This is a genomic window from Delftia sp. DS1230 (assembly GCF_040112715.1).
In the GTDB taxonomy this organism is placed as follows: domain Bacteria; phylum Pseudomonadota; class Gammaproteobacteria; order Burkholderiales; family Burkholderiaceae_C; genus Comamonas; species Comamonas tsuruhatensis.
Map to the genome: position 1 here is coordinate 5277810 of NZ_CP157763.1, position 26217 is coordinate 5304026.

The 26217-nt window shown below is 67.7% G+C and carries 24 protein-coding genes; 3 read left to right on the forward strand and 21 right to left on the reverse strand.

The features are described 5' to 3' along the window. Nucleotide 1 precedes the first annotated feature (1 nt). The 3 genes from aroE to ruvC are packed head-to-tail and all read left to right on the forward strand — an operon-like array spanning nucleotide 2 to nucleotide 2152. Nucleotides 2–862 (forward strand): shikimate dehydrogenase, encoded by an 861-nt coding sequence (gene aroE / locus AAN986_RS23795; protein ID WP_047217446.1) that lies wholly within the window; start codon nucleotides 2–4, stop codon nucleotides 860–862. A gap of 7 nt (nucleotides 863–869) precedes the next feature. Beyond that, on the forward strand, nucleotides 870–1586 hold the full coding sequence (mtgA, locus tag AAN986_RS23800; RefSeq protein ID WP_016448022.1) for a monofunctional biosynthetic peptidoglycan transglycosylase: 717 nt from the start codon (nucleotides 870–872) through the stop codon (nucleotides 1584–1586). 17 nt (nucleotides 1587–1603) lie between these two features. Continuing rightward, nucleotides 1604–2152, forward strand: coding sequence for a crossover junction endodeoxyribonuclease RuvC (ruvC, locus tag AAN986_RS23805; protein WP_016448023.1), 549 nt, complete (start codon nucleotides 1604–1606; stop codon nucleotides 2150–2152). Here the strand turns inward: ruvC and AAN986_RS23810 are convergent. The 21 genes from AAN986_RS23810 to AAN986_RS23910 form a co-directional block, all read right to left on the reverse strand. Beyond that, nucleotides 2149–3015 (reverse strand): alpha/beta fold hydrolase, encoded by an 867-nt coding sequence (locus tag AAN986_RS23810; protein WP_047217445.1) that lies wholly within the window; start codon nucleotides 3013–3015, stop codon nucleotides 2149–2151. The two genes, ruvC and AAN986_RS23810, sit on opposite strands and share 4 nt — an antisense overlap. 49 nt (nucleotides 3016–3064) lie before the next feature. Then, nucleotides 3065–3241, reverse strand: coding sequence for a hypothetical protein (locus AAN986_RS23815; protein ID WP_016448025.1), 177 nt, complete (start codon nucleotides 3239–3241; stop codon nucleotides 3065–3067). A 13-nt stretch (nucleotides 3242–3254) separates the two neighbouring features. Further along, on the reverse strand, nucleotides 3255–4178 hold the full coding sequence (gene lpxC / locus AAN986_RS23820) for a UDP-3-O-acyl-N-acetylglucosamine deacetylase (RefSeq protein ID WP_016448026.1): 924 nt from the start codon (nucleotides 4176–4178) through the stop codon (nucleotides 3255–3257). Between the two features lie 93 nt (nucleotides 4179–4271). Further along, on the reverse strand, nucleotides 4272–5510 hold the full coding sequence (ftsZ, locus tag AAN986_RS23825; RefSeq protein ID WP_016448027.1) for a cell division protein FtsZ: 1239 nt from the start codon (nucleotides 5508–5510) through the stop codon (nucleotides 4272–4274). Nucleotides 5511–5629: 119 nt separating this feature from the next. Beyond that, entirely contained in the window at nucleotides 5630–6859 is a 1230-nt protein-coding gene (gene ftsA, locus AAN986_RS23830; protein ID WP_012203404.1) for a cell division protein FtsA, read from the reverse strand. Nucleotides 6860–6943: 84 nt separating this feature from the next. Continuing rightward, nucleotides 6944–7744: a cell division protein FtsQ/DivIB gene (locus tag AAN986_RS23835; protein ID WP_016448028.1), complete on the reverse strand. Its 801-nt coding sequence runs from the start codon at nucleotides 7742–7744 to the stop codon at nucleotides 6944–6946. After that, the gene (locus tag AAN986_RS23840; protein ID WP_017404614.1) at nucleotides 7741–8718 is read right to left on the reverse strand and encodes a D-alanine--D-alanine ligase; all 978 of its coding nucleotides are present in this window, start codon (nucleotides 8716–8718) and stop codon (nucleotides 7741–7743) included. The genes AAN986_RS23835 and AAN986_RS23840 overlap by 4 nt, the downstream gene beginning before the upstream one ends. After that, nucleotides 8715–10148, reverse strand: coding sequence for a UDP-N-acetylmuramate--L-alanine ligase (murC, locus tag AAN986_RS23845; protein WP_016453132.1), 1434 nt, complete (start codon nucleotides 10146–10148; stop codon nucleotides 8715–8717). Before murC ends, AAN986_RS23840 begins: the two co-directional genes overlap by 4 nt. Then, nucleotides 10145–11236 carry an undecaprenyldiphospho-muramoylpentapeptide beta-N-acetylglucosaminyltransferase gene (gene murG / locus AAN986_RS23850; protein WP_047217444.1) on the reverse strand — a complete coding sequence of 364 codons (1092 nt, stop codon included), beginning with the start codon at nucleotides 11234–11236 and terminating at the stop codon, nucleotides 10145–10147. The genes murC and murG overlap by 4 nt, the downstream gene beginning before the upstream one ends. After that, a complete protein-coding gene (gene ftsW / locus AAN986_RS23855; protein ID WP_016448032.1) occupies nucleotides 11233–12507 on the reverse strand; it encodes a putative lipid II flippase FtsW in 1275 nt (424 codons plus the stop codon). The genes murG and ftsW overlap by 4 nt, the downstream gene beginning before the upstream one ends. Then, nucleotides 12504–14465 carry a UDP-N-acetylmuramoyl-L-alanine--D-glutamate ligase gene (gene murD / locus AAN986_RS23860; RefSeq protein ID WP_047217443.1) on the reverse strand — a complete coding sequence of 654 codons (1962 nt, stop codon included), beginning with the start codon at nucleotides 14463–14465 and terminating at the stop codon, nucleotides 12504–12506. Before murD ends, ftsW begins: the two co-directional genes overlap by 4 nt. A gap of 4 nt (nucleotides 14466–14469) precedes the next feature. Beyond that, nucleotides 14470–15648: a phospho-N-acetylmuramoyl-pentapeptide-transferase gene (mraY, locus tag AAN986_RS23865; RefSeq protein ID WP_016448034.1), complete on the reverse strand. Its 1179-nt coding sequence runs from the start codon at nucleotides 15646–15648 to the stop codon at nucleotides 14470–14472. Next, the gene (gene murF / locus AAN986_RS23870) at nucleotides 15639–17054 is read right to left on the reverse strand and encodes a UDP-N-acetylmuramoyl-tripeptide--D-alanyl-D-alanine ligase (RefSeq protein WP_047217442.1); all 1416 of its coding nucleotides are present in this window, start codon (nucleotides 17052–17054) and stop codon (nucleotides 15639–15641) included. The genes mraY and murF overlap by 10 nt, the downstream gene beginning before the upstream one ends. Beyond that, on the reverse strand, nucleotides 17051–18580 hold the full coding sequence (locus tag AAN986_RS23875; RefSeq protein ID WP_016453129.1) for a UDP-N-acetylmuramoyl-L-alanyl-D-glutamate--2,6-diaminopimelate ligase: 1530 nt from the start codon (nucleotides 18578–18580) through the stop codon (nucleotides 17051–17053). The genes murF and AAN986_RS23875 overlap by 4 nt, the downstream gene beginning before the upstream one ends. Then, entirely contained in the window at nucleotides 18577–20325 is a 1749-nt protein-coding gene (locus tag AAN986_RS23880) for a penicillin-binding protein 2 (protein ID WP_013804112.1), read from the reverse strand. Before AAN986_RS23880 ends, AAN986_RS23875 begins: the two co-directional genes overlap by 4 nt. Next, nucleotides 20322–20606 carry a cell division protein FtsL gene (gene ftsL, locus AAN986_RS23885; RefSeq protein ID WP_012203393.1) on the reverse strand — a complete coding sequence of 95 codons (285 nt, stop codon included), beginning with the start codon at nucleotides 20604–20606 and terminating at the stop codon, nucleotides 20322–20324. Before ftsL ends, AAN986_RS23880 begins: the two co-directional genes overlap by 4 nt. A gap of 37 nt (nucleotides 20607–20643) precedes the next feature. Continuing rightward, nucleotides 20644–21573: a 16S rRNA (cytosine(1402)-N(4))-methyltransferase RsmH gene (gene rsmH / locus AAN986_RS23890; RefSeq protein WP_016448037.1), complete on the reverse strand. Its 930-nt coding sequence runs from the start codon at nucleotides 21571–21573 to the stop codon at nucleotides 20644–20646. 15 nt (nucleotides 21574–21588) lie between these two features. After that, complete coding sequence (gene mraZ / locus AAN986_RS23895; RefSeq protein WP_026062826.1) at nucleotides 21589–22017, reverse strand: division/cell wall cluster transcriptional repressor MraZ; 429 nt, start codon at nucleotides 22015–22017, stop codon at nucleotides 21589–21591. Nucleotides 22018–22387: 370 nt separating this feature from the next. Next, nucleotides 22388–23707 carry an ATP-dependent protease ATPase subunit HslU gene (gene hslU / locus AAN986_RS23900; RefSeq protein ID WP_191625484.1) on the reverse strand — a complete coding sequence of 440 codons (1320 nt, stop codon included), beginning with the start codon at nucleotides 23705–23707 and terminating at the stop codon, nucleotides 22388–22390. A 105-nt stretch (nucleotides 23708–23812) separates the two neighbouring features. Then, nucleotides 23813–24358: an ATP-dependent protease subunit HslV gene (gene hslV / locus AAN986_RS23905; RefSeq protein WP_016448040.1), complete on the reverse strand. Its 546-nt coding sequence runs from the start codon at nucleotides 24356–24358 to the stop codon at nucleotides 23813–23815. Nucleotides 24359–24427: 69 nt separating this feature from the next. Next, nucleotides 24428–26212, reverse strand: coding sequence for an STAS domain-containing protein (locus AAN986_RS23910; protein WP_046240633.1), 1785 nt, complete (start codon nucleotides 26210–26212; stop codon nucleotides 24428–24430). Between the last annotated feature and the right edge of the window lie 5 nt (nucleotides 26213–26217).

Sequence of the window (26217 nt, forward strand, 5' to 3'; positions counted from 1 at the left end):
AATGACTTCCGTTGCCGCCACCTCCTCCGACCGCTACTGCGTCATGGGCAACCCCGTCGCGCACAGCCGTTCGCCCTGGATCCATGCCCGCTTTGCCGAACTGTGCGGGCAGGACCTGCGCTACGAGCGCCAGCATGTGGAGCTGGATGGCTTTGCCGAGGCCGTGCGCGCCTTCGTCACGGCAGGCGGACGCGGCTGCAATGTCACCGTACCCTTCAAGCTGGAAGCCGCACAGCTGGCCACCACCTCCAGCGAGCGCGTGCAACTGGCCGGCGCCGCCAACACCCTGGTGCTGGCGGCGGACGGCATCCATGCCGACAACACCGACGGCCTGGGCCTGGTGGCCGACATCGTGCGCAATGCGGGCGTGCCGCTGGCCGGGCGCGACCTGCTGCTGCTGGGCGCGGGTGGCGCCGCAGCCGGCGCACTGGGCTCGCTGCTTGCCGAGCGCCCGCGCCGCATCGCCGTGGTCAACCGCACCTTCGAGCGCGCCCAGGCCCTGGTGCAGCGCCATGCCGCCATTGCCGCGCAACATGGCGTGGAACTGGTGGCGCTGGAGCAGCAGGCCGTGGATGAGGATTTCGACGTGGTCATCAACGCCACCGCCAGCAGCCTGGCCGGTGCCGAGGTGCCCGTGCCGGCCCGCGTGCTGCGCACTGGCAGCCTGGCCTACGACATGATGTACGGCCCCGCGGCCCAGGGCTTCATGCAGTGGGCCGAACAGCACGGCGCCACGGCCCGCGACGGGCTGGGCATGCTGGTGGAGCAGGCGGCCGAATCGTTTGCGCTGTGGCGCGGCGTGCGCCCGCCCTCGGCCCAGGTGCTGAACGAGCTGCGCGCCCATATTGCTCAAGGCGGCTGAGCGCTTCATGAAATCCCTGGCACGCGCCCTGCTGCTGGTGCTGTGCGCCGGCCTGCTGCTGCAGCTGTTCTTCGTGCTGCGCATTGCGCTGATGGTGGTGGTCGATCCCGAGTCCACGGCCTTCCAGCGCTCCGAAGCCTGGCAGATGCTGCGCAGCTCCGAAGGCCTGCACTGGAGCCAGCAATGGCTGCCCTATGACCGCATCGCGCCCACGCTCAAGCGCGCCGTCATTGCCTCCGAAGACGACAGCTTCACCGAACACCACGGGGTGCAATGGGAAGCCATCGAGAAAGCCTGGCAGCGCAACCAGCGCGCCGAAGCCCGGGCCATGAAGGCCGACAACGGCAAGGCGCCCAAGATCTATGGCGGCTCCACCATCACGCAGCAGCTGGCCAAGAACCTGCTGCTGTCGGGCGAACGCAGCCTGCTGCGCAAGGGGCAGGAACTGGTGCTGACCCAGCTGCTGGAACTGATGCTGAGCAAGCAGCGCATCCTGGAGATCTACCTCAACAGCGTGGAATGGGGCCAGGGCGTGTTCGGCGCCGAGGCGGCCGCTCGCCACTACTTTCGCAAGAGCGCCTCCCAGCTCAGCGCCGCCGAGGCCGCGCGCCTGGCCGTGATGCTGCCCCAGCCCAAGCGCTTCGAGAAGCTGCCCAACTCCGGCTATCTGCTGCAGCGCACGCGCACGGTCATGCAGAGAATGCCCAGCGCCGTCGTCCCCTGAACAGCTACATTCACCCCATGCGCATCCTTGGAATCGACCCCGGTCTGCAGACCACGGGATTCGGCGTGATCGACGTCGACGGCCACCGCCTGGCCTATGTGGCCAGCGGCACCATCCGCACCACGGGCATCGCGCTCGGCGACCTGCCGGGCCGGCTCAAGCTGCTGTTCGACGGCATCTCGGAAGTCGCCAGCCGCTACCAGCCCGACACCTCGGCCGTGGAAATCGTCTTCGTCAACGTCAATCCCCAGTCCACCCTGCTGCTGGGCCAGGCACGCGGCGCCGCGCTCACGGCCCTGGTCAATGCCGGCCTGCCGGTGGCCGAGTACACGGCACTGCAGATGAAGAAGGCCATGACCGGCCACGGCCGCGCGGCCAAGAGCCAGATCCAGGAAATGGTGCGCCGCCTGCTGCAACTGCCCGGCCTGCCCGGCACCGATGCCGCCGACGCCCTGGGCCTGGCCATTACCCACGCCCATGCAGGCGCCGCCATGACGAAGATGGCCGAGGTCACGCAGCTGCAGCGCCGCCAGCATGCGGTCTACAAAGGTGGGCGCGTCTACTAGGACACCAGTGCTTGGCCACCCTGCTCGGCCCTGAGCCTGATCCATTGCGCGATCCGGGGGAACACATCGGATTGCGCGTTGCCGGCCATCAGCAACCTGCTGTGGCTGTAGTCTTCGACAAAACCGGTGGCCTTGCCACACAGCACGAACTCCACATCCGTCCCGCCGAAAGCGCTTGCCAGCGCTTCGCACCCCTGCCAGGGTGCAATCAGGCGGTCTCCAGCACCCGCCAGCGCCAGAACGGGAATACGCACCTGGGAGAGTGCCTGCAGGTAGTTCATGCCGTCATGTCCCACAAATCGGCGCTGGAGATTCCACTGACACCACTGGCGCATCAGTTGGCCGCTTTCCGCCTCGGGCCCCACCATGCGGTTGGCTGCCAGCCAGTTCCGGCGGCCTATCCACGCCAGGTAACCCCGGATCCTGGCCCAGGCCAGCGGTGTGGAGGCAGCATGGGTGGCCTGGGCGGCCAGCAGCACGACACCGGCCAGATGGTCCCGGGCCACATCGGGATTGCGAGCGGCCCAGATGGCTGCCGCAATGCCGCCCCCGCTGTGGCCTATCAGGGTCAAAGGCCGGCTCTGCTCCTCGCTGCGGATGGCCTCGATGGCACTGGCGATGTCATGCCTGGCCACGGCTTCCAGATCATGGCCATGCCCGCAGGCCGGGTTCCGTCCATGGCCGCGCCAGTCGAAGAGCCAAGTGCCGAATCCCTGCGCCGCCAGATACGCGCCGAGCCGGTCGCAGGATGCGGTGCCGGAGAAGGTGCCGTGCGTGATGGCCACGACAGGCCCCTGGACGCAGCCGCTGCGCACCAGCACAAGGGTGTGGCCGTCGCCGGCCCGGATCCGAATTTCCTTCATGGCGGCCCGGCAGTCTCCGCAATGGCGGCAGCGCAGCCCATTCAGGACCTCAGACGATGCGTCCAAAGAACAGCACGGCGAAGAAGGTCACGCCGGCAATCACGGTCCACTTGAGGATGATGAAGCCCCAGCGCTTGTAGCGGGGCTGGCCCGTGCCCAGGTAGAACGCAAAGGACACGGCTGATGCCAGCAGCAGCACGGTGGCCAGCCAGCGGAAGATCAGCATGGCGGCGCCCGCCTCACCAGGCCCGCGCGGGCTGGGCGAAGCCCTTGGGCGCCTGGCGCTCGCTGTCGAAGCTGACCATTTCCCAGGCGTCGGGCTGGGCCAGCAGGGCACGCAGCAGCTGGTTGTTCATGCCGTGGCCCGAGCGGAAGGCGCTGTAGGCGGCCAGCAGGGGCCTGCCGATCAGGTACAGGTCGCCGATGGCGTCCAGGATCTTGTGCTTGGCGAACTCGTCGTCGTAGCGCAGGCCGTCGCTGTTGAGCACCTTGTAGTCGTCCATGACGATGGCGTTGTCCATGCCGCCGCCCAGCGCCAGGCCGTGGCTGCGCAGCATTTCCACGTCCTTGGTGAAGCCGAAGGTGCGCGCGCGTGCGATGTCGCGCGTGTAGTTGTCCTCGCCCATGTCGAACTCCACGCACTGGCCGGTGGAGTCCACGGCAGGATGGGCGAAGTCGATCTCGAAGCGCAGCTTGAAGCCGTGGTACGGGTCGAAGCGTGCCCACTTGAGGTTCTGGCCCTCGCCCTCGCGCACCTCGACGGGGCGGATGACGCGGATGAAGCGCTTGGGCGCCTTCTGCAGCTCGATGCCCGCGCTTTGCAGCAGGAATACGAAGGAGGCGGAGGAGCCGTCGAGGATGGGCACTTCCTCGGCGGTGATGTCTATGTAGATGTTGTCGAGCCCGAGGCCGGCGATGGCCGACATCAGGTGCTCCACGGTATGCACCTTGGCGCCGCCCGTGCCGATGGTCGAGGCCATGCGCGTGTCGGTGACGGCTTCGGCCGAGATCGGGATGTCCACGGGCTCCGGCAGGTCCACGCGACGGAACACGATGCCGGTGTCGGGCTGCGCGGGACGCAGCGTCAATTCGACGCGCTGGCCGCTGTGCAGACCCACGCCCACGGCACGGGTGATCGTCTTGATGGTGCGTTGTTGGAGCATCCGGCTATTTTAAAGTGCGGCAGCCGTGCGCAGGGCATGGCCCTGGCACGGCATTCGCTATCACAACCATGCAGCGACCGTATCGGCCGCTGCTCAGTCAGCCTGCTTGCGCAGGAAGGCCGGGATTTCCAGATCGTCCATGCCGCCGGAGGCCAGGGCATCGACGCGGGCAGCGGCCTGCGTGCGGTTGGTGCGCCAGACGCTGGGCACCGACATGTTGTTGGCATAGTCGGCGCCGCCAGCGGCACCGCCGACCAGGCCGCCGGCTGCCGTTGCGGCACCCATGGAGGCCGAGGGCAGCTGGTAGCTCATGTTGTCGGTACCGGTGCGCAGACCGCCCTGCACCACCTGCATGTTCTGGCGGCGTGCGCTGGGGCGCGACAGGCCGGTGGCCACCACGGTGACGCGGATCTCGTCACCCAGGCTGTCGTCGTAGGCAGCGCCGTAGATCACATGCGCATCGGGCGAGGCGTAGGCATTGATGGTGCTCATGGCCAGGCGCGACTCGGACAGCTTAAGGCTGCCCTTGGCGGCCGTGACCAGCACCAGCACGCCCTTGGCGCCCGACAGGTCGATGCCCTCCAGCAGCGGGCAGGCCACGGCCTGCTCGGCAGCGATGCGCGCGCGGTCGGGGCCGGCGGCCTTGGCCGTGCCCATCATGGCCTTGCCGGGTTCGCCCATGACGGTGCGCACGTCTTCGAAGTCGACGTTCACATGGCCGTACTCGTTGATGATTTCGGCAATGCCGCCCACGGCGTTCTTGAGAACGTCGTTGGCATGGGCAAAGGCCTCGTCCTGCGAGATGTCGTCGCCCAGCACGTCCAGCAGCTTCTCGTTGAGCACGACGATCAGCGAATCGACGTTGGCTTCGAGTTCGCTCAGGCCGCTGTCGGCGTTGGCCATGCGTCGGCCGCCTTCCCACTCGAAGGGCTTGGTGACCACGCCCACGGTGAGGATGCCCATTTCCTTGGCCACGCGCGCGATCACGGGCGCAGCGCCCGTGCCCGTGCCGCCGCCCATGCCGGCTGTGATGAACAGCATGTGCGCGCCTTCGATGGCAGTGCGGATGTCGTCCTCGGCCAGCTCGGCGGCTTCGCGGCCCTTGTCGGGCTTGCTGCCCGCACCCAGGCCGCTGCCACCGAGCTGGATGGTGCGGTGGGCGCTGCTGCGCAGCAGCGCCTGCGCGTCGGTGTTGGCGCAGACGAACTCCACGCCCTGCACGTTGCGCGCAATCATGTGCTCGACGGCATTGCCGCCGCCGCCGCCAACGCCGATCACCTTGATCTGCGTACCCTGGTTGAATTCTTCAACTTCAATCATGTCGATGGGCATGTTGGTTCTCCTGTAGCTCTCTGTAAGTGGTCACCACCGTCTGGGGAAAATTCTGTCTTCTGTCCGGTATTCGGAAGCCGGTGGGCGGGCCGGTAATGCGCAGTCGATGAAAGCACATATCAAAAGTTCCCCACGATGAAGTCTTTGAAACGGCCAAAAGCGGTCTTCATCGACCCACTCTTTTGTGCCACCTTGAAACCGCGCAGGCGAGCCAGGCGGGCCTCTTCGAGCAATCCCATCACGGTGGCGGCGCGGGGTTGAGCCACCATGTCAGCCAATGCGCTCGAATACTTGGGGATGCCGCGGCGCACGGGCTTGAGGAAGATGTCCTCGCCCAGTTCCACCATGCCCGGCATGACGGCGCTGCCGCCGGTCAGCACGATGCCCGAGGACAGCACTTCCTCGTAGCCTGAATCGCGCACCACCTGCTGCACCAAAGAAAAGATCTCTTCCACGCGCGGCTCGATCACGCCGGCCAGCGCCTGCTTGCTGATCATGCGCGGGCTGCGGTCGCCCAGGCCCGGCACTTCGACCTGGGCGTCGGGGTCGGCCAGCAGCTGCTTGGCATAGCCGCTTTCGACCTTGATGTCCTCGGCGTCCTTGGTGGGCGTGCGCAGCGCCATGGCGATGTCGCTGGTGATCAGGTCGCCCGCGATGGGAATCACGGCCGTGTGCCGGATGGCGCCGCCCGTGAAGATGGCCACGTCGGTGGCGCCCGCGCCGATATCGACCACGGCCACGCCCAGCTCGCGCTCGTCATCGGTGAGCACGGCCTGGCTCGATGCCAGCGGGTTGAGCAGCAGCTGCTCGACCTCCAGGCCGCAGCGGCGCACGCACTTGATGATGTTCTCGGCCGCGCTCTGCGCGCCCGTGACGATGTGGATCTTGGCCTCCAGGCGGATGCCGCTCATGCCGATGGGCTCGCGCACTTCCTGGCCGTCGATCACGAATTCCTGCGGCTCGACCAGCAGCAGCCGCTGGTCCGAGGAGATGTTGATGGCCTTGGCCGTCTCCATCACCCGCGCCACGTCGGTGGCCGTGACTTCCTTGTCCTTGATGGCCACCATGCCGCTGGAGTTCAGGCCGCGGATGTGGCTGCCGGTGATGCCGGTGCACACGCGCTGGATCTTGCAGTCGGCCATCAGCTCGGCCTCCTTCAGCGCCTGCTGGATGCTCTGCACCGTGGCGTCGATGTTGACCACCACGCCCCGCTTGAGTCCGTTGCTCGGGGCCACGCCGAGGCCTGCGAGCTTGAGTTCGCCGTTGTACAGGACCTCGGCGACCACGACCATGACCTTGGCCGTGCCGATGTCCAGTCCGACGATCACATCTTTGTATTCTCTTGCCATATCAGCATCCGCCCCCGGTTGGTTCTGTCCTGTCGCTGTGTCGCTGCTTGGTGTGCATGTACATAGGTCTGTCCTCCCTCGTCTTCAGCGTCGGGGACGCACTGCAGCCGGCGCCTTGGCCGTGCCGGTGGTCACACCGCGCAGCCTCAGCGCATATCCGTCTTCGTAGCGCAGGTCGGCCGACTCGATGGCGTCGGCCTTGCGCTTGTATTGGGTCGTGATCTGGGGCAGCGTGCGCACGAAGCGCTGCACGCGCTGCAGCACGGCCTCCACGCTGCCGCCACCCAGTTCGATCTGTGCGTCGTTGGCCAGCCTGAGCTGCCAGCTGCCGCGCGCATTGAGCGTCAGCCCGTCGATCTCCACATCCAGCGGCCCCAGCGCCGGCACCAGCAGCCGGTACATCTGCAGCATCTGCGGGGCGCTGTCCTCGGGGCCCTGCAGGCGCGGCAGGCCGTCGCGGTCCAGCTCGCCCAGGTTGGCCTCGAAGACCTCGCCGAAGCTGTTGACCAGGCCGGTGCCCGAATCAGGCCCCCAGAAGGCCTCGGCCACATGCTCGTGCAGGATGACGCGCAGGCTGTTGGGATAGTCGCGGCGCACCTGCGCCTCCCGCACCCAGGGCACCTGCTCGAACGCCGCCTTGGCGGCCTTGAGATCCACGGTGAAGAAGTTGCCCGTGAGCACCGGCGCCACATTGGCGCGCAGCGTCACCGCGTTGTTGTGCACCAGCTCGCCCTCGACCACGATGCGGCCGATATTGAAGGCCGGATGGCGCAGCGCCCACCAGCTCACCGCTGCCAGCCCCAGCGCAGCCACGCCCACGAACAGGACCGTGGCGGTCACGTTCATGAGCTTGACGTCGAAGGGGGCCGGCAGGGAGTAGCTCATGCGTGCTCCTGCTCCGGTTGCGCGTCCAGCGCGGCGCTGGCCAGGATGCCCAGGCACAGGTTTTCGTAGCTCACGCCGATGGCGCGGGCCGACATGGGCACCAGCGAGTGGCCCGTCATGCCCGGCGAGGTGTTGATCTCCAGCAGGAAGGGCTTGCGGTCGCTGGCGCGGATCATGATGTCGGCGCGCGACCAGCCGCGGCAGCCCAGCGTGCGGAAGGCCCGCACGACGATGCGCCGGATCTCGGCCTCTTCCTCGGCAGGCAGGCCGCTGGGGCAGTGGTACTGGGTGTCGTCGGTGAAGTACTTGTTCTGGTAGTCGTAGTTGCCTTCGGGCGCGACGATGCGGATCACGGGCAGGGCGTGGGCGCCCTCGCCGGTTCCGAGCACGGGGCAGGTGGTCTCGTCGCCTTCGATGAACTCTTCGCAGAGCACTTCGGGGTCGTACCGGGAGGCCAGCACATAGGCCTGCTCGCATTCCTCGGCTGTCCAGACCTTGGTCAGGCCGATGGTCGAGCCCTCGCGCGAGGGCTTGACTATCATGGGCGCGCCCAGCGCCTGCAGCGCGGCGCGGGTCTCGTCGGCGCTGGCGACCAGCCGCCAGTCGGGTGTGGGCAGACCCTCGAAGCGCCAGATGCGCTTGGTCATGATCTTGTCCATGGCGATGCTGGAGGCCATCACGCCGGGGCCCGTGTACGGGATGCCCAGCAGCTCCAGCGCGCCCTGCACCGTGCCGTCCTCACCGTAGCGGCCATGCAGCGCGATGAAGCAGCGGTCGAAACCGTCCTTCTTCAACTCGCCCAGGTCCCGCTCGGCGGGGTCGAAGGCATGGGCATCCACGCCCTGCGACAGCAGGGCCTTGAGCACGCCCGTGCCCGACATCAGCGAGACCTCGCGCTCGGCCGAGCGGCCGCCCAACAGCACGGCCACCTTGCCCAGGGCCTTGACATCGATCTGGGTGCCGAAGCTGCTCATTGCGCAGCTCCCTGCTGCGCCTGCAGCTCTTGTTTCTGAAGCATTTCAACCAACTTTCCGGGCACGGCGCCAATCGAGCCGGCCCCCATGCACAACAGCACGTCGCCATCGCGGGCGTGGGCGGCCAGGGCCGCCGGCAGCTCGGCAACGTCTTCCACAAAGACCGGCTCGACCCGGCCGGCCACGCGCAGGGCGCGCGCCAACGAGCGGCCATCGGCCGCCACCACCGGCGCCTCGCCGGCCGCATAGACCTCGGTCAGCAGCACGGCATCGGCCAGGCCGATGACCTTGACGAAATCCTCGAAGCAATCGCGCGTGCGGCTGTAGCGGTGCGGCTGGAAGGCCAGCACCAGGCGGCGGCCCGGGAAGGCGCCGCGCGCAGCAGCCAGCGTGGCCGCCATCTCGACAGGGTGGTGCCCGTAGTCGTCGATGACGGTGAAGATGCCACCGTCCGCTGCAGGGAGTTCGCCATAGCGCTGGAAGCGCCGGCCCACGCCCTTGAAGCTTTCGAAGGCGCGCAGCAGCGCCTCGTCGGCAATCTCCAGCTCCATGGCCACGGCCACGGCCGACAGCGCGTTGAGCACGTTGTGCTCGCCCGGCAGGCTCAGCACCACGTCCAGGTCGGGATAGCTTTGGCCGTTGCTGCGGCGCACCGTGAAATGCATGCGGCCGGCCTCGGCGCGCACGTTGAGGGCGCGCACCTGGGCGTCCTCGGCAAAGCCGTAGGTGGTCACGGGGCGGGCCACCTGGGACAGGATCTCGCGCACGGCCGGGCTGTCCACGCAGACGATGGCGCGGCCGTAGAACGGCATGCGGTGCAGGAAGTCGACGAAGGCGCCCTTGAGCCGGCCGAAGTCATGGCCGTAGGTTTCCATGTGGTCGGCGTCGATGTTGGTGACGACAGCCATCACGGGCAGCAGGTTCAGGAAGGAGGCGTCGGACTCGTCCGCCTCGACCACGATGTAGTCGCCCTGGCCCAGCTTGGCGTTGGCGCCCGCGCTGTTGAGCTTGCCGCCGATGACGAAGGTCGGGTCCAGCCCGGCCTCGGCCAGCACGCTGGTCACAAGGCTGGTGGTCGTGGTCTTGCCGTGGGCTCCTGCGATGGCGATGCCCTGCTTGAAGCGCATCAGCTCGGCCAGCATGAGCGCACGCGGCACGACGGGGATCTTGTGCGTGCGCGCCGCGACCACCTCGGGGTTGTCGGACTGCACGGCGGTGGAGGTGACGACGGCGTCAGCCCCCTCGATGTTCGCGGCCGCATGGCCGACGTGGGTGGCAATGCCCAGGCCTGCGAGCCGGCGCAGCGTGGCACTGTCGGACAGGTCCGAGCCCGAGACGGCGTAACCCAGGTTGTGCAGCACCTCGGCGATGCCGCTCATTCCGGCGCCGCCGATGCCGACGAAATGGATGTGATGAATGGCGTGCTTCATGCGGCCAGTTCCTCACAGGCGGCGACCACCTCGGCGGTGGCTTCGGTCTTTTGCATTTTCTTGGCTTTTCCAGCGCGCTCCAGCAGCGTCGCACGCTGCATATTTTGTAGCATTTCGGCCAGGCTTTGGGCAGTCAGTGCGCTTTGTTGCATCAACCATCCACCACCGGCATCGACCAGGAAACGCGCGTTCGCGGTCTGGTGGTCGTCCACGGCGGCCGGGAAAGGCACATAGATGGCGGCTGCGCCCACGGCCGCGATCTCGGTCACGGTGCTGGCACCGGCGCGGCAGACGATGACATCGGCCTCGGCAAAGGCGCGCGCCGTATCGTCGATGAAGGGCGTCAGCTCGGCCTGCACGCCTGCCGCCGCGTAGTTGCCGCGCAGGGCGTCGATCTGTGCGGCGCCGCTTTGGTGGAGCACGACGGGGCGCACATCGGCCGGAATCAGGGCCAGCGCCTGCGGCACGATCTCGTTGAGCGCCTTGGCGCCCAGGCTGCCGCCCACCACCAGCAGGCGCAGCGGACCGCTGCGGCCCGCAAAGCGCTGCTCGGGCGCGGGCTGCTCGGTGAAGGCCTGGCGCAAGGGGTTGCCGACCCAGCGGCCCTTGGGGAACACGTTGGGGAAGGCGGTGAAGATGCGGTGGGAGACGCTGGCCAGCACCTTGTTGGCCATGCCGGCCACGGAGTTCTGCTCATGCAGCACCAGGGGCTTGCCGGCCAGCACGGCCATCATGCCGCCAGGAAAGCTGATGTAGCCGCCCAGGCCCACGACCACGTCGGGCTTGACGCGGCGCACCACGGCCAGCGCCTGCCAGAAGGCACGCAGCAGGCGCATGGGCAAAAAGGCCAGGGTCATGATGCCCTTGCCGCGCACGCCCGAGAACTCGATGGTCTCCAGCGGGAAGCCCTGGGCCGGCACGATGCGCGACTCCATGGAGCCGGGGGCGCCCAGCCAGCGCACGTTCCAGCCGCGCTCGCGCAGCGCCTGGGCCACGGCCAGGCCCGGGAAGATATGGCCGCCCGTGCCGCCGGCCATGATCAGGGCCGTGCGCTGGCGTTGCGTGCCTTGAGAGGTGGACTGCGTCATGCATGCCCTCCCTTCATCAGCAACTTGTTCTCGTAGTCCACCCTTAACACCACCGCTATCGCTATCAGATTCATGAGGATGGCCGACCCGCCGAAGCTCATCAGGGGCAGCGTCAGTCCCTTGGTCGGCAGCGCGCCCAGGTTCACGCCCATGTTGATGAAGGCCTGGAAGCCCATCCAGATCGCAATGCCCTCGGCCACCAGGCCGGAGAACACCCGGTCCAGCGCAATGGCCTGCCGCCCTATGAGCATGATGCGGCGCGTGAGCCACAGGAAGGTGACGGCGATCAGGAGCACGCCGACCAGGCCGAATTCCTCGCCGATCACGGCCAGCAGAAAGTCGGTGTGCGCCTCGGGCAGCCAGTGCAGCTTCTCGACGCTGCGGCCCAGGCCCACGCCGAAGATCTCGCCGCGCCCGATGGCGATCAACGCATGCGACAGCTGGTAGCCCTTGCCCAGGGCATGCTTTTCATCCCAGGGATTGAGGTAGGCAAAGATGCGCTCGCGCCGCCATTCGGAGGTGGCGATGATGAGCACGAAGGCCAGCACCACCAGGGCCGCGATCAGGAAGAACATGCGCGCGTTCACGCCGCCCAGGAACAGGATGCCCATGGCGATCACCACGATCACCATGAAGGCGCCCATGTCGGGCTCGGCCAGCAGCAGCACCCCGACCAGCACCACGGCCAGCCCCATGGGCAGCACGGCGCGGAAGAAGCGCTCCTTGACCTCCATCTTGCGCACCATGTAGTCGGCCGCATAGATGAGCACGGCGAACTTGGCCAGCTCGGACGGCTGGAAGTTCATGATGCCCAGGGACAGCCAGCGCCGCGCGCCGTTGACCACGGTGCCCACGTGCGGGATCAGCACGGCCACCAGCAGGACCAGGGACACCAGGAAGAGCTTGCGCGCCATGCGCTCCCAGGTGGCCATGGACACCTGGAAGGCCAGCAGCGCGCCGACGAAGGCCATGCCTATGGACATGGCATGGCGCATCAGGAAATGGGTGGGCGCGATCTTGCCGAAGCGCGGATTGTCCGGCATGGCGATCGATGCCGAATACACCATGACCAGGCTCCAGGCCAGCAGGCCTATGACCACCCAGATCAGGGCCTGGTCCAGGCCGAGCACGCTGGCCGGCGTCTGCGTGGGCCGGTGGTACTGGGGACCGCCCAGGCGCACGGGCAGCACGTCGATGGCCTTTTCCTGCGCGCCTCCGAACCAGGAGCGCATGCGGCCCAGGGCCTGGTTCATGGCGTTCATCGCGCTCATGCAGCACCTCCGAGTTCATGCCCGGCATCCAGCGCCAGCGCGCGCACGGCATCGACGAACTGGTGGGCCCGGTCCTCGTAGTTGCGGAACATGTCCAGGCTGGCGCAGGCGGGCGACAGCAGCACGGCGTCGCCTTCATGGGCGCGCGAGGCGGCCAGCTCCACGGCATCGGCCATGGTGGTGGCATCGACCAGGGGCACGCCGCAGTCCTGCAGCGCAGCGCGGATGCGGCCCGCGTCGCGGCCGATCAGCACGGCGGCGCGCACGTGGCGCGACACGGGTGCGGCCAGCGGAGAGAAATCCTGGCCCTTGCCGTCACCGCCCAGGATGACCACGATGCGGTGGTCAGGCCCCAGGCCCGACAGCGCGGCCACGGTGGCGCCCACGTTCGTGCCCTTGCTGTCGTCGTAGTACTCCACGCCGTTGACGCGGCCGATGGGCTGGACGCGGTGCGGCTCGCCCCGGTACTCGCGCAGGCCGTAGAGCAGGGGCGCCAGCGTGCAGCCGCCCGCGCTGGCCAGGGCCAGGGCGGACAGGGCATTGATGGCGTTGTGCCGGCCGCGGATGCGCAGCGCGTCGGCGGGCATCAGGCGCTGGATGTACAGGTCTTCGGCGTTCTTGCCCTTGGCGGTTTCGTCGGCCTCATGGGCGCGCACCAGCCACGTCATGCCGCTGACCACTTCCAGACCGAAGTCGCCGGGGCGGCGCGGCATGTCGCCGCCGAAGGTGATGTGGGCGCGCTGCTGGGGCTTTTGGCGCTTGCCCGGCGGCACCACGGGTGCCGGCAGCATGCGCATGACCTCGGGGTCCTCGCGGTTGAGCACCATGATGCCGCTGCTGCCGAAGATACAGGCCTTGGCATCGGCATAGGCGCGCAGGCTGCCGTGCCAGTCCAGGTGGTCCTGGGTGATATTGAGGACGGCAGCGGCCGTGGGCTCGAACATCTGCACGCCATCGAGCTGGAAGCTGGACAGCTCCAGCACCCAGGCCTGGGGCAGCGTTTCGGCATCGATGGCCTGGGTCAGCGTGTCCAGCAGCGTGGGGCCGATATTGCCCGCCACCGCCACGCGCAGGCCGGCATGCTCCAGCAGTTGCCCGGTCAGCGAGGTGACCGTGGTCTTGCCATTGGTTCCGGTAATGCCCAGCACGGTGGGACGGTAGCCATGGGCTGCGGCCAGGGCCTTGAGCGCCATGGCGAAGAGATCGAGTTCGCCGCCCACGGGCAGGCCCTGGGCCCGGGCCGTGTCGACCACGGGCGCCACGGCGGCCGGGCTCAGGCCGGGCGAGCGGTAGACCAGCCCCAGGCTCTGGCCGTCCACCAGCTGGGCCGTGAAATCTCCGGGCACGAAGCGCGCCTGGGGCAGTTCGGCGGACAGCTGTTCCAGCTGGGGCGGCGCCTGGCGCGTATCGGCCACGATGACTTCGGCGCCGCAGCGCACGCACCAGCGTGCCATGGCCAGGCCCGAGGCGCCCAGACCCAGGATGAGCACGCGCTGGCCCTGCAGGTGCTGGGCCTGCTCGCCGGGCCAGCCGGCAGCCACGGGTGGCAGTACCTGTTCGGCTTCAACCGCCTCTTCGGTGGCGACCGGGGTGACCTCGGCGTCGGAGGAATCCGAGATGCTGGGGTCGGCAAAGATCTGGGCCACGAAGGCAGCGGCATCCCTGGCTGCCGTCAGCGTGGAGATGTCGGGCACAGGCTCGGTCATCGCCGCAGGGGCCGGGGCTGCCTCAAGCCCAAGCGCCTGCGAAGGCTCCGCAGCCAGCGGCTGCTCTGCGCCTTCCAGAGCCGCAGCCGGCGAATCGTCCAGGACCGGATCCGCGACCGGCTCGTCCGCCCGCTCGCCGGCAGACTCCGAGGCAAAGTCGGCCCCCTTGGCCAGTTCGGCATGCAGCGCCGGGACAGCGGGCTCGCCAGCCGGCAGCGCAGGAGGTTCTGTCTTGAAGTCTTCGGTGTTCATGGACTCACCTCAGCTTCAGCGTGGACAGGCCCAGCAGGCACAGCAGCATGGTGATGATCCAGAAGCGGATCACGACCTGGGTTTCCTTCCAGCCGCTCTTCTCGAAATGGTGGTGCAGCGGCGCCATCTTGAGCAGGCGACGGCCTTCGCCATAGCGCTTCTTGGTGAACTTGAACCAGGTGACCTGCAGCATCACCGACAGCGCCTCGACCACGAAGATGCCGCCCATGATGGCCAGCACGATTTCCTGGCGAACGATCACGGCGATGGTGCCCAGCGAAGCGCCCAGCGCCAGCGCGCCCACGTCGCCCATGAAGACCTGGGCCGGATGGGCGTTGAACCACAGAAAGGCCAGACCCGCTCCGGCCATGGCCGCGCAATACACCAGCAGCTCGCCCGAGCCCGGGATGTGCGGGAACAGCAGGTACTTGGCGTAGCCGGCATTGCCGGTGACGTAGGCAAAGATGCCCAGGGCCGAGCCCACCATGATCACGGGCATGATGGCCAGGCCGTCCAGGCCATCGGTCAGGTTCACTGCATTGCTGGCGCCCACGATGACCAGGTAGGTCATGACCACGAAGCCGAGCACGCCCAGCGGGTAGCTGACTTCCTTGAAGAAGGGAACAAGCAGGCCGGCCTTGGGCGGCAGGTCCAGCGAAAAGCCCGACTGCACCCAGGTCACGAACAGCTCGAAGACCTGGGCATTGGTGTTCTCCGAAATGCAGAACACCAGGTAGAGCGCGGCCAGCAGTCCGATGACGGACTGCCAGAAATACTTCTCGCCCGAGCGCATGCCCTCGGGGTCCTTGTTGACCACCTTGCGCCAGTCATCGACCCAGCCGATGGTGCCGAAGCCCAGGGTGACCAGCAGCACGATCCAGACGAAGCGGTTGGACAGGTCGAACCACAGCAGCGTGGACACGGCGATGGACAGCAGGATCAGCGCCCCGCCCATGGTGGGCGTGCCGCTCTTGGCCAGATGGGTTTCCATGCCGTAGCCGCGCACGGGCTGGCCGATCTTGAGCGAGGTCAGCATGCGGATCAGGCGCGGCCCGGCCAGCAGGCCGATGACCAGGGCCGTGAGCGCGGCCATCACGGCGCGCATCGTGAGGTACTGGAAGACGCGCAGAAAGCCGAACTCGGGGGACAGGCCCTGCAGCCATTGGGACAGCATCAGCAGCATGCGGCCTCCTTCTTGCAACCGTCATCCTTGCCGGCCGCCTCGACCGCCTGAACCACCTGCTCCATCTTCATGAACCTCGAACCCTTGACCAGAATGCTACCCACCTCGGGCAGCGCGGCACAGGCTGCCTGTTGCAGCGAGGCCATGTCTTCGAAATGCCGGGCACCTGCACCGAATGCGGTGGCGGCGGATGTGCTTTGCGCGCCCAGCGTGAACAGCCGGGCAATGCCCAGGCTGCGCGCCAGCGCGCCCGCCTCGGCATGGAATTGCGGCCCCTGGTCGCCGACCTCGCCCATGTCGCCCAGCACCAGCAGCTGGGGAGCGGGCAGTTCGCGCAGCACCTCGATGGCCGCGGCCACCGAATCGGGATTGGCGTTGTAGCTGTCGTCGATCACGGTGACTGGGCGGCCTTGCACCGAAACGCTCAGCGCGCGCGAGCGGCCCTGCACGGGCTCGAACACGCTCAGGCCGCGTGCGATGTCGGCCAGCGGCACGCCGGCCGCCTGGGCGCAGGCCGCTGCGGCCAGCGCGTTGCGCACGTTGTGGCGGCCGGCGATGTGCAGGCGCACCGGCGCCTCGCCCTCGGGCGTGGCCAGGGTGAACTGCCAGGCATCGCCCAGCCACAGCGCGTCACGCGCGTGGATATGGGCGCCGTCGCCAGACTCGCCGAACAGCAGGCATTGGCGGGCGCCCGCCAGCTCACGCCACAGCGGCGTGTAGGTGTCGCCTGCGGGGAACACGGCCACGCCGTCGGCGGGCAGGGCCAGCAGCACGCTGCCGTTTTCGCGCGCCACGGCCTCGACCGTGTGCATGAATTCCTGGTGCTCGCGCTGGGCGTTGTTGACCAGGGCCACCGTGGGTTGGCCGATGGCGGCCAGCTCGGCAATCTCGCCGGGATGGTTCATGCCCATCTCCAGCACGGCCACGCGGTGCTGGCCGGTCATGCGCATCAGGCTCAGCGGCAGGCCGATGGAGTTGTTGAAGTTGCCGCGCGTGGCCAGCGCCGCCTCGCCCGCATGGGCACGCAGGATGGAGGCCACCATCTGCGTGACCGTGGTCTTGCCGTTGCTGCCGGTGACGGCGATCAGCGGCAGCGCAAAGCGCGCGCGCCAGGCCGTGGCCAGCGCGCCCAGGGCGGCCAGCGAATCGGGCACTTCGATGCCGGACAGGCCTGCAGCCTCCAGGCCGCCATGGGCCAGGGCTGCGGCGGCACCGGCCTCGCGGGCCTGGACCAGGAACTGGTTGGCATCGAAACGCTCGCCCTTCAAGGCGACGAACAGATCCCCGGCCTGCAGCGTGCGAGTGTCGGTGTGCACGCGCGTGAGCACGGTCTGGCCGTTGCCGACCAGCCGTGCCTGGGGGATATGCGACTGGATCAGCTCCAGCGCTTGTTGCAAGGTCATCATGACCGCTTCTTTCCTTCACGGGCCGCCAGCGCCTTGCGCGCCTCGGCCATGTCGGAGAACGGATGGCGCTGGCCTGCCGTCTCCTGGTAGTCCTCATGTCCCTTGCCGGCGATCAGCACCACGTCGCGTTCGCTGGCGTGCGCGATCGCCTGGGCGATGGCCGCCGCGCGATCGGCCTGGGACTGCAGGTTCTCGCCCGGCTGCATGCCGGCCAGGATCTGGTCGATGATGCGGTCGGGCACTTCGCTGCGCGGGTTGTCGCTGGTGACCAGCACGCAGTCGGCATTCTTCTGGGCGGCCTGCCCCATGAGCGGCCGCTTGGTGGCATCGCGGTCTCCACCGCAGCCGAACACGCACCACAGCCGGCCCTGGCGCTGCTCGGCGGCCGGGCGCAAGGCGCGCAGGGCCTTGTCCAGCGCGTCAGGCGTGTGGGCGTAGTCCACGGCCACCAGCGGCTGGCCGGGCTGGACGATCTGCTGCATGCGGCCGGGCACGGGCTCCAGGTGGGCGCAGGCAGCGACGGCCTGGTCCAGGCTCAGGCCCAGGCAGCGCAGCGCTGCCAGCACACCCAGCAGGTTGGATACGTTGTACTGGCCCACCATGCGCGTGTGCATGCGCAGGCTGTGGCCGGCCTCGATCACGGTGAAGCTCAGGCCCTCGGCGCCCAGCGCGATGTCCTTGGCCTGCAGGCGCGCCGCGCCTTCGATGGAAATGCTCCAGACATCGAGCGCGGCAGAGGATGGGCGCGACTGCAGCGTGGCCCACAGGCGCGCGCCGTGCGCGTCGTCCACATTGACGACGGCGGCCTGCAGGCCGGGCCAGTCGAACAGCGCGGCCTTGGCATCCCAGTAGGCCTGCATGCTGCCGTGGTAGTCGAGATGGTCCTGCGTGAAATTGGTGAACATCGCCACGCGGATGCGCGTGCCGTCCAGCCGGTGCTCGACGATGCCGATGGACGAGGCCTCGATGGCGCAGGCCGCCAGGCCCGCATCGGCGTACTCGCGGAATGCGCGCTGCAGCCGCACCGGGTCGGGCGTGGTCATGCCCGTGGATTCCAGGGCGGGCGGGATACCCACGCCCAGCGTACCCACCAGGGCGCAGCCGCTGCGTTCCTGCAGCTTCACCTGGGCCAGCGCATGCGCCAGCCACCAGGCCGTGGTGGTCTTTCCGTTGGTGCCGGTGACGGCCAGCACGTCGATCCGGGCGCTGGGATGCTGGAACCACTGGTCGGCGATCAGGCCCGTGGCGGCCTTGAGGCCAGGCAAGGCCGCGATGTGCTCGCCGGAAAAACCGAAGGGCTCGACGCCCTGCGCTTCGACCAGGCAGGCCACGGCGCCGCGCTCCAGGGCCGAGGCCACATGGGCGCGGCCATCGGTGGCCGCGCCGGGCCAGGCAATGAAGGCATCGCCGGGCCGGACCTTGCGGCTGTCGGTCTGCAGCGTGCCGCTGCCTTGCAGGCGGGCGGCCAGCCATTGGACAGCCTCGGTGGCCGACGACAGCATCAGCAGGGCTTGGGAGGAACTCATAGCGAGGGCTCCTCCACGGGATTGGCGACGATCAAGGGCTTGACTTCCATATCGGGCTGCACGCCCATCAGGCGCAGCGTCTGCTGCACCACTTCGCTGAACACGGGTGCCGCCACGGTGCCGCCGTAGATGGTGCCGGCACTGGGCTCGTCCACCATCACGGCGACGATGATGCGCGGGTTCTCGATGGGCGCCATGCCCGTGAACCAGGCGCGGTACTTGCCGGCGGCATAGCCCTTGCCCTGCTGCTTGCGGGCCGTGCCCGACTTGCCGCCCACCGAGTAGCCGATGGTCTGGGCGCGCTGGCCCGTGCCGCCGGGGCCGGCCGCCAGGGCCAGCATCTTGCGCACCTCGTTGGCCGTGCGCGGAGAGAACACGGGCACGCCCACGGGCGGCTCGTCGGTCTTGACCATGGTGGCCGGGATCACGCGCCCGCCGTTGGCAAAGACGGTGTAGCTGCGCGTCATCTGCAGCAGGCTGGCGGACAGGCCGTAGCCATAGCCCATGGTGGCCTGCTCCACCGGCCTCCAGGTCTTGTAGGGACGCAGGCGACCGCTGGCGGCGCCGGGAAAGGAGATCTGCGGCTTCTGGCCGAAGCCCACGGCCGAGAAGGTTTCCCACATTTCCTTGGCCGGCATCTGCAGCGCGATCTTGGTCGTGCCCACGTTGCTGGACTTCTGGATCACGCCGGCCACGGTGAGCAGGCCGTAGTTGTGGGTGTCGGAAATCGTCGAGCCCGTGACGTTGACGCGGCCCGGCGTGGTGTCGATGGGCGTTTCCGGCTTGAAGCGGCCCGACTCCAGCGCCAGGCCGATGGTGATGGGCTTCATGGTCGAGCCGGGCTCGAAGGTGTCGGTGATGGCGCGGTTGCGCAGCTGCTCGCCCGTCAGGTTCTTGCGCTTGTCGGGCACGTAGCTGGGGTAGTTGGCCAGGGCCAGCAATTCGCCGGTGTGCGCATCCATGACCACCACGCTGCCCGCCTTGGCCTTGTGCGCGATGACCTGCTCCTTGAGCTTCTGGTAGGCGAAGTACTGGACCTTGCTGTCCACGGACAGCTGGATGTCTCGGCCGTCCTGAGGCGGCACTTCCTCGCCCACGCCCTCGACCACGCGGCCCAGGCGGTCCTTGATCACGCGGCGCGAGCCGGGCTTGCCACCCAGCTCCTTGTCGAAGGCCAGCTCCATGCCTTCCTGGCCATGGTCTTCCACATTGGTGAAGCCCACGATGTGGGCAGCCGATTCGCCTTCCGGGTACTGGCGCTTGTATTCCTTGCGCTGGTAGATGCCCTTGATGTTGAGGGCATGGATCTGCTGGCCCACGTCCCAGTCGAGCTGGCGCTTGATCCAGACGAAGGTCTTGTCCTCGTCGGCCAGCTTTTCCATCAGCGCGGGCAGCGGCATCTCCATGAGCGCGGCCAGCTGCTTGAGCTTGGCCTTGACCTCGGGGTCGTCCTGCTCGACATCTTCGGGAATGGCCCAGATGCTGGCGGCGGGAACGCTGGAGGCCAGGATCAGTCCATTGCGGTCCAGCAGGCGGCCGCGGTTGGCCGGCAGCTCCAACGTGCGCGCAAAGCGCACCTGGCCCTGGCGCTGGAAGAAGTCGTTGCCGAACACCTGCACATAGGCCGCGCGTGCACCCAGGCCGACAAAGCCCAGGCCCAGCATGGCCACGATCATCTTGCTGCGCCACAGGGGTGTCTTGGACGCCAGCAAGGGGCTGGAGGTGTAGAGCACGCTGCGCGTCATGGAGCCACTCCCGTGCGCGCATCGTCATTGACGTACTGGGCGATGGCCGGCGTCGCCGGCTTCATCTGCAGGCGCTCGCGCGCCATGACCTCGATGCGCTGCGGCGTGGCCTGGGCGCGCTTTTCCACCTGCAGGCGCTGCTGCTCGGTGGCCAGGCGGCGCGATTCGGCCACGGCGCGGTCCAGTTCGGTGAACAGCCGGCGCGACTCGTACTGGTTGTGCACCAGGAAGATGGCGCTGGCCATCACCGCCAGCAGCAGCACGAGGTTCAGGCGCAGCATGCCACGCCCCCCTCTTGCGCCAGACGGTGCGTGCGCTTCATGCAGGCACCTCGGTGCGGCGGGCCACGCGCATCACGGCCGAGCGCGAACGCGCATTGGCGGCGACCTCGGCCTCGCTGGGCTTGATGCGGCCCAGGGCTTCAAGGCGCATGGGTGTGGGCGCGGCAAAGGGTGCGCGCCGGTCATAGACTTCCTTGGAATGCCTGGCAATGAACTGCTTGACGATGCGGTCTTCCAGCGAGTGGAAGCTGATCACCACCAGGCGCCCGCCCGGCGCGAGCACGCGCAGGCTGGCCTCTAGCGCCTGTTCGAGTTCTTCAAGCTCGGCATTGATGAAAATCCGAAGAGCCTGGAATGTGCGTGTCGCTGGGTTCTGCCCAGCCTCGCGGGTCCGGACCGCGCCAGCCACGAGCTCGGCAAGCTCCGCGGTATTGCGAAGGGGCCCCTGGCTTTCGCGCCGAGCAACAATCGCCTTTGCAATGGGGCCAGCAAACCGTTCTTCGCCGTAGTCACGTATCACCTCCGCAATCTGCTGGGCATCGGCTTCCGCCAGCCAGTCCGCCACGCTCTGACCGCGCGTGGTGTCCATGCGCATGTCCAGCGGACCCTCGAAGCGGAAGCTGAAGCCACGCTCGGGGTTGTCGATCTGGGGAGAGCTCACCCCCAGGTCCATCAGCACGCCCTGCACGCTGCCGGCCGGCAACTCGCCCAGGTGGCGAAACCCTTCGTGCCGAATCGAAAAACGCGCATCGGTGATGCGCGCTGCCTCTTCGATCGCGTCCGGGTCCTTGTCGAACGCCAGCAAGGTCCCGCCCGGCCCTAGCCGCTGGAGGATGCGCCGGGAATGCCCGCCTCGCCCGAACGTCGCGTCCACCCATTGCCCGGCAACGGGCTGCGCGGCGCCGTCCAGCAGCGCATCGACGGCCTCGTCGAGCAAAACGGTGATGTGTTGCAACGGCTGATTCAAGAGAACGCCTCTTTCCTAGAAAGCAAAATCCTGGAAGGCCGCAGGCATCTCTTCCTGCATGGCCTTCGCTTCATGTGCCTCATAAGTGGCCTTGTCCCACAGCTCGAAATGGTTGCCCATTCCCAGCAGCACGACCTCCTTGGTCAGACCCACGGCGTCGCGCAACTCGGGCGACACCAGCACACGGCCGGTGGCATCCATGTCCACGTCCATGGCGTTGCCCAGGAAGATGCGCTTCCACCACTGCGCCGACATGGGCAGCTGCGCGATCCGCTCGCGGAACTGCAGCCACTCCGTGCGCGGGAACAGCATCAGGCAACCATGGGGGTGTTTGGTGAGGGTGACCTGGCCCTGCGCCATGGCCAGGAGGGCGTCACGATGCCGGGTCGGCACAGACAGCCGCCCCTTGCCATCGAGATTCAGCGAGGACGCCCCTTGAAACACGGTCAGTCACCCCGGTCGGTTGGAGCCATCGCGTCCCGGAAATCGGGGCACAAAGGCAACTTTCACCACTTAATTGCACTTTTTTGCACTGTAGCAGCAATTTGGTGTTTCACAACCCGGGAATGGACAATTATTTGCAATGAAATCAACAACTTAGAGATCGAATGCAATGTGAGTGATGACAAAAAACCAAGACTTTACAAGCACTTAGGGGAGTGATTGCAAGTGAACTCTCAATCCCGGCAGGCAATTGCAACGATTCAATTCGCTGGCGACGGGGTGCAACTCGGGCCGGCCTCCTACAAAAAGTGACTGCCCGGCAATGCGGGCAGTCACTTCGATGGCGGCCGCTCGGCCGCCGGGGCAGGCTTCAGAGGATGAAGCGAGACAGGTCTTCGTCCTGGCTCAGGGACTGCAGGCGCTGGTCCACGTAGGCCGCGTCGATGGTGACGGTCTGCCCCGAAAGCTTGGCCGCATCGAAGCTGACCTCGTCGAGCAGCCGCTCCAGCACGGTGGACAGGCGGCGCGCGCCGATGTTCTCGGTGCGCTCGTTGACCTCGAAGGCGATGCCGGCCAGCCGGGTGATGCCTTCGGGCGTGAACTCCAGCGTGACGCCTTCGGTGGCCAGCAGCGCCTGGTACTGCTTGACCAGGGAGGCATGGGTCTGGGTGAGGATGGCCTCGAAGTCCTGGACCGACAGCGAGTCCAGCTCCACGCGGATCGGGAAGCGCCCCTGCAGCTCGGGGATGAGGTCGCTGGGCTTGGACAGGTGAAAGGCGCCCGAGGCGATGAACAGGATGTGGTCGGTCTTGACCACGCCGTACTTGGTGGAGACGCTGGTGCCCTCGACCAGGGGCAGCAGGTCGCGCTGCACGCCCTGGCGCGAGATGTCGGAGCCGCTGCTTTCCTGGCGCGTGGCGACCTTGTCGATCTCGTCGATGAAGACGATGCCGTTTTGCTCCGCATTGGCAATGGCGCGCGTGCGCACGTCTTCCTCGTTGACGAGCTTGGCCGCTTCCTCGTCGGTCAGCAGCTTCATGGCCTCGGCAATGCGCAGCTTGCGCGTCTTGCGCTTTTCCTGGCCCATGTGGCTGAACATGCCGCGCAGCTGCTCGGCCATCTCCTCCATGCCCTGCGGGCCCATGATCTGCACCTGAGGCGGCGCGTCGGCCACGTCGATATCGATTTCCTTGTCGTCGAGCTGGCCTTCGCGCAGCTTCTTGCGAAAGACCTGGCGAGCCGTGCTGTCGGCAGCCACCTCGCCGCTGCGGGCCTGGGGCACGAGCACGTCGAGGATGCGGTCCTCTGCAGCGTCTTCGGCGCGCAGGCGCAGCTTCTTCATGTCGGCCTCGCGCGTCTGCTTGACGGCGACCTCGGCCAGATCGCGGATGATGGCGTCCACGTCCTTGCCCACGTAGCCCACTTCGGTGAACTTGGTGGCCTCGACCTTGATGAAGGGCGCATCGGCCAGCCGCGCCAGGCGGCGCGCGATCTCGGTCTTGCCCACGCCGGTGGGGCCGATCATGAGGATGTTCTTGGGCGTGATTTCCTGGCGCAGGCCGTCGGCCACGTTCTGGCGGCGCCAGCGGTTGCGCAAAGCGATGGCCACGGCGCGCTTGGCACCGGTCTGGCCGACGATGTGGCGGTCCAGTTCGGAGACGATCTCCTGGGGGGTCATGGCAGAGGACATGGTGTGTATTCGAAGCATTGCGCCGCCAGCCCCGCTTCCGTTACCTGGCCGCTGGCGGCTATCCGTTTCAATGGCCGGGCGAGAACCGCCCGCGCCGCGAGGGTCTCAGAGCGTCTCGACCGTGTGATGCATGTTGGTGTAGATGCACAGCTCGCCGGCAATCGCCAGCGACTTGCGCACGATCTCCTCGGCCGACAGCTCGGTGTTGGTCAGCAGCGCCTTGGCCGCCGAGTGCGCGTAGGCGCCACCCGATCCGATGGCCACGATGCCCTGCTCGGGCTCCAGCACATCGCCGTTGCCGGTGATGATCAGCGAGGCCGATGCATCGGCCACGGCCAGCATGGCCTCCAGCCGGCGCAGCACGCGGTCGGTGCGCCAGTCCTTGGTCAGCTCGATGGCCGCGCGCGTCAGATGGCCCTGGTGCTTTTCCAGCTTGGCCTCGAAGCGCTCGAACAGCGTGAAGGCGTCGGCCGTGGCGCCGGCAAAGCCGGCCAGCACCTTGCCGTGGTAGAGCTTGCGCACCTTGCGCGCCGTACCCTTGACGACGATGTTGCCCAATGTGACCTGGCCATCGCCACCGATGGCGACCTGCACGCCTTCGGGGGTCTGCCGGCGCACGCTGATGATGGTGGTGCCGTGATACTGTTCCATAGCGGTTCCAGATGAGGGCGGCTCCCGTCTTCTCAAGAGCCCCTCCAAAGAATGCCGCCGCTCGGCAGGTCAGTCCCGTCTCGGCGTTACCTGCGCATGCTCCTGGATGCCGATCACATTGAAGAATACGGCCACCAGCTGGTGCAGCTGGCCGAACTGCAGCACATGGCCCAGCGACTGCATGTGGGCCGCCCAGTTGAGCACGGAGCCGGCCGCCGCAAAGTCCATGCGCACCAGCTGGGTGCAGTCGATGAACACCGGCTCGCCCAGGCTGGCGCCTTCCTGCACCGGGTCCAGCCAGGTGGAGGCATCGCCTTCGATGGTGCCGGACAGCGCAAATCGCACGGTATCCGCCGGGGCGGCAGCGCCCGGCTGCACAGGGGCTTGTGCACCGCCGGACTCGACGGCTTGCGTCAGGCACTGGCAGACCGGGTCCACCCATGCAGGTGGCGAGACTTCGTAGGTCACGCAGTAGTCCAGGGCCACCAGCTCGAAATCATCCTGCCGGTTCATCAGGCGCAGCACGGCCATGCGCAGGCGCCACCACAGCGTATCCACAGCGGAGTCGCCCGACGGAGCCAGCTCGCCCAGCAGCGCCTGCAGCCGGTCCGCGTTGAGCAGCACGAATACGCCCTGGGAATCGGCCCATTGCTGAAGCAGCGCCTCCAAGGCGGTGGCTGCCGCCTCGTCGATGTGGGTCACGGCAGCCCAGTCCAGGGTCCAGGGACCGGCGGCCTTGGCCTGGGAGGCCTTCAGCGCCGTGACGGCGCTGGGCGTGACCTGGGCGGGAGCGCTCCAGCGCCAGCCGCGCCCTGCCGCTGCGCCGGGAAGAGGCGCCATCGCGGCGGTGCGCTGCTGCGGCATCGCGAACCACTGGGGAGCGGAGCGGCCGAAGCGCGCCGCGAATTCAATGCCGGCCTTGTCGAACTGCAGCGGGCGATCGGCCGCGCGGTACAGGTCCAGCAAGGCCAGCCAGACCGGCAGCTGCGCAGGCACATCGCGCCGCTCGATCAGCTCCAGCATGCCCTGCTCGGCGCCGTCCACGTCGCCATTGGCAAAGAGGATGGCCGGCTCTTCGAGGTCGGGATCGTGCTCGAACACCACGAAGGATGGCGGCACCATGTCCATGGGCTGCGGGGCAGAGACCTCGGTGGCCGCGAAGGCGGGCAGGAAATCGGTCGCCCCCTCCAATGGCCGCAGGGGGCGGGCCATGGGCATGGAATCCATGAGGGGAGCCGTGGAGACGGACGGCACCTGCGGCGCAGGTGCCAGGCTCATGGGCAAGGTGGTGGCAAAGGCCGCCACATCGCCGGCCGAGGCGATGGCCGCAGGCACCACGTCGCTGAGCATGGGGATCTGGCCCGGCGGCGGCTGCTTGCGAAACGACGCCGGCGCGGGGTTGCCGCCAGCGGGCAGCGCCATGGGAATGGTGGTTGCATCGGCCGCCTGCTTGCCCCGCCACCATTGCTGGGACATCTGGGCCTCGATCTCGTCGATCTTCTTGAGCGTGACGGCGCGCTCGCCGGAGGATTTGGAGCTCAGCAGGCTGCTGAGGAATTGCGAGCCCTGCGCAGCCGGTCCGGGCACGCCGACACCGACAGATGCGCTGCCCGGCCGGGAGGCCTGTTGCAACTCGGCCTGGCGCAGGCGGCGCAACTGGTCGAATTCGCGCTTGCGTACGAAGTCGTTGCGGCGCTTGCGCTCGATCATTTCCTTGAGCGCCTGCTTGCTGTACTGGCTCTCCTGGTCAGCGTCGAGGCCGTCGAGATCGGACCAATTGACCGTCGGGTGGCGCACAAAGCGCACCACCTTGGACAACAACCCTCCCGATTTGCTGCTCTCTTCTTTTGCCATGGCGA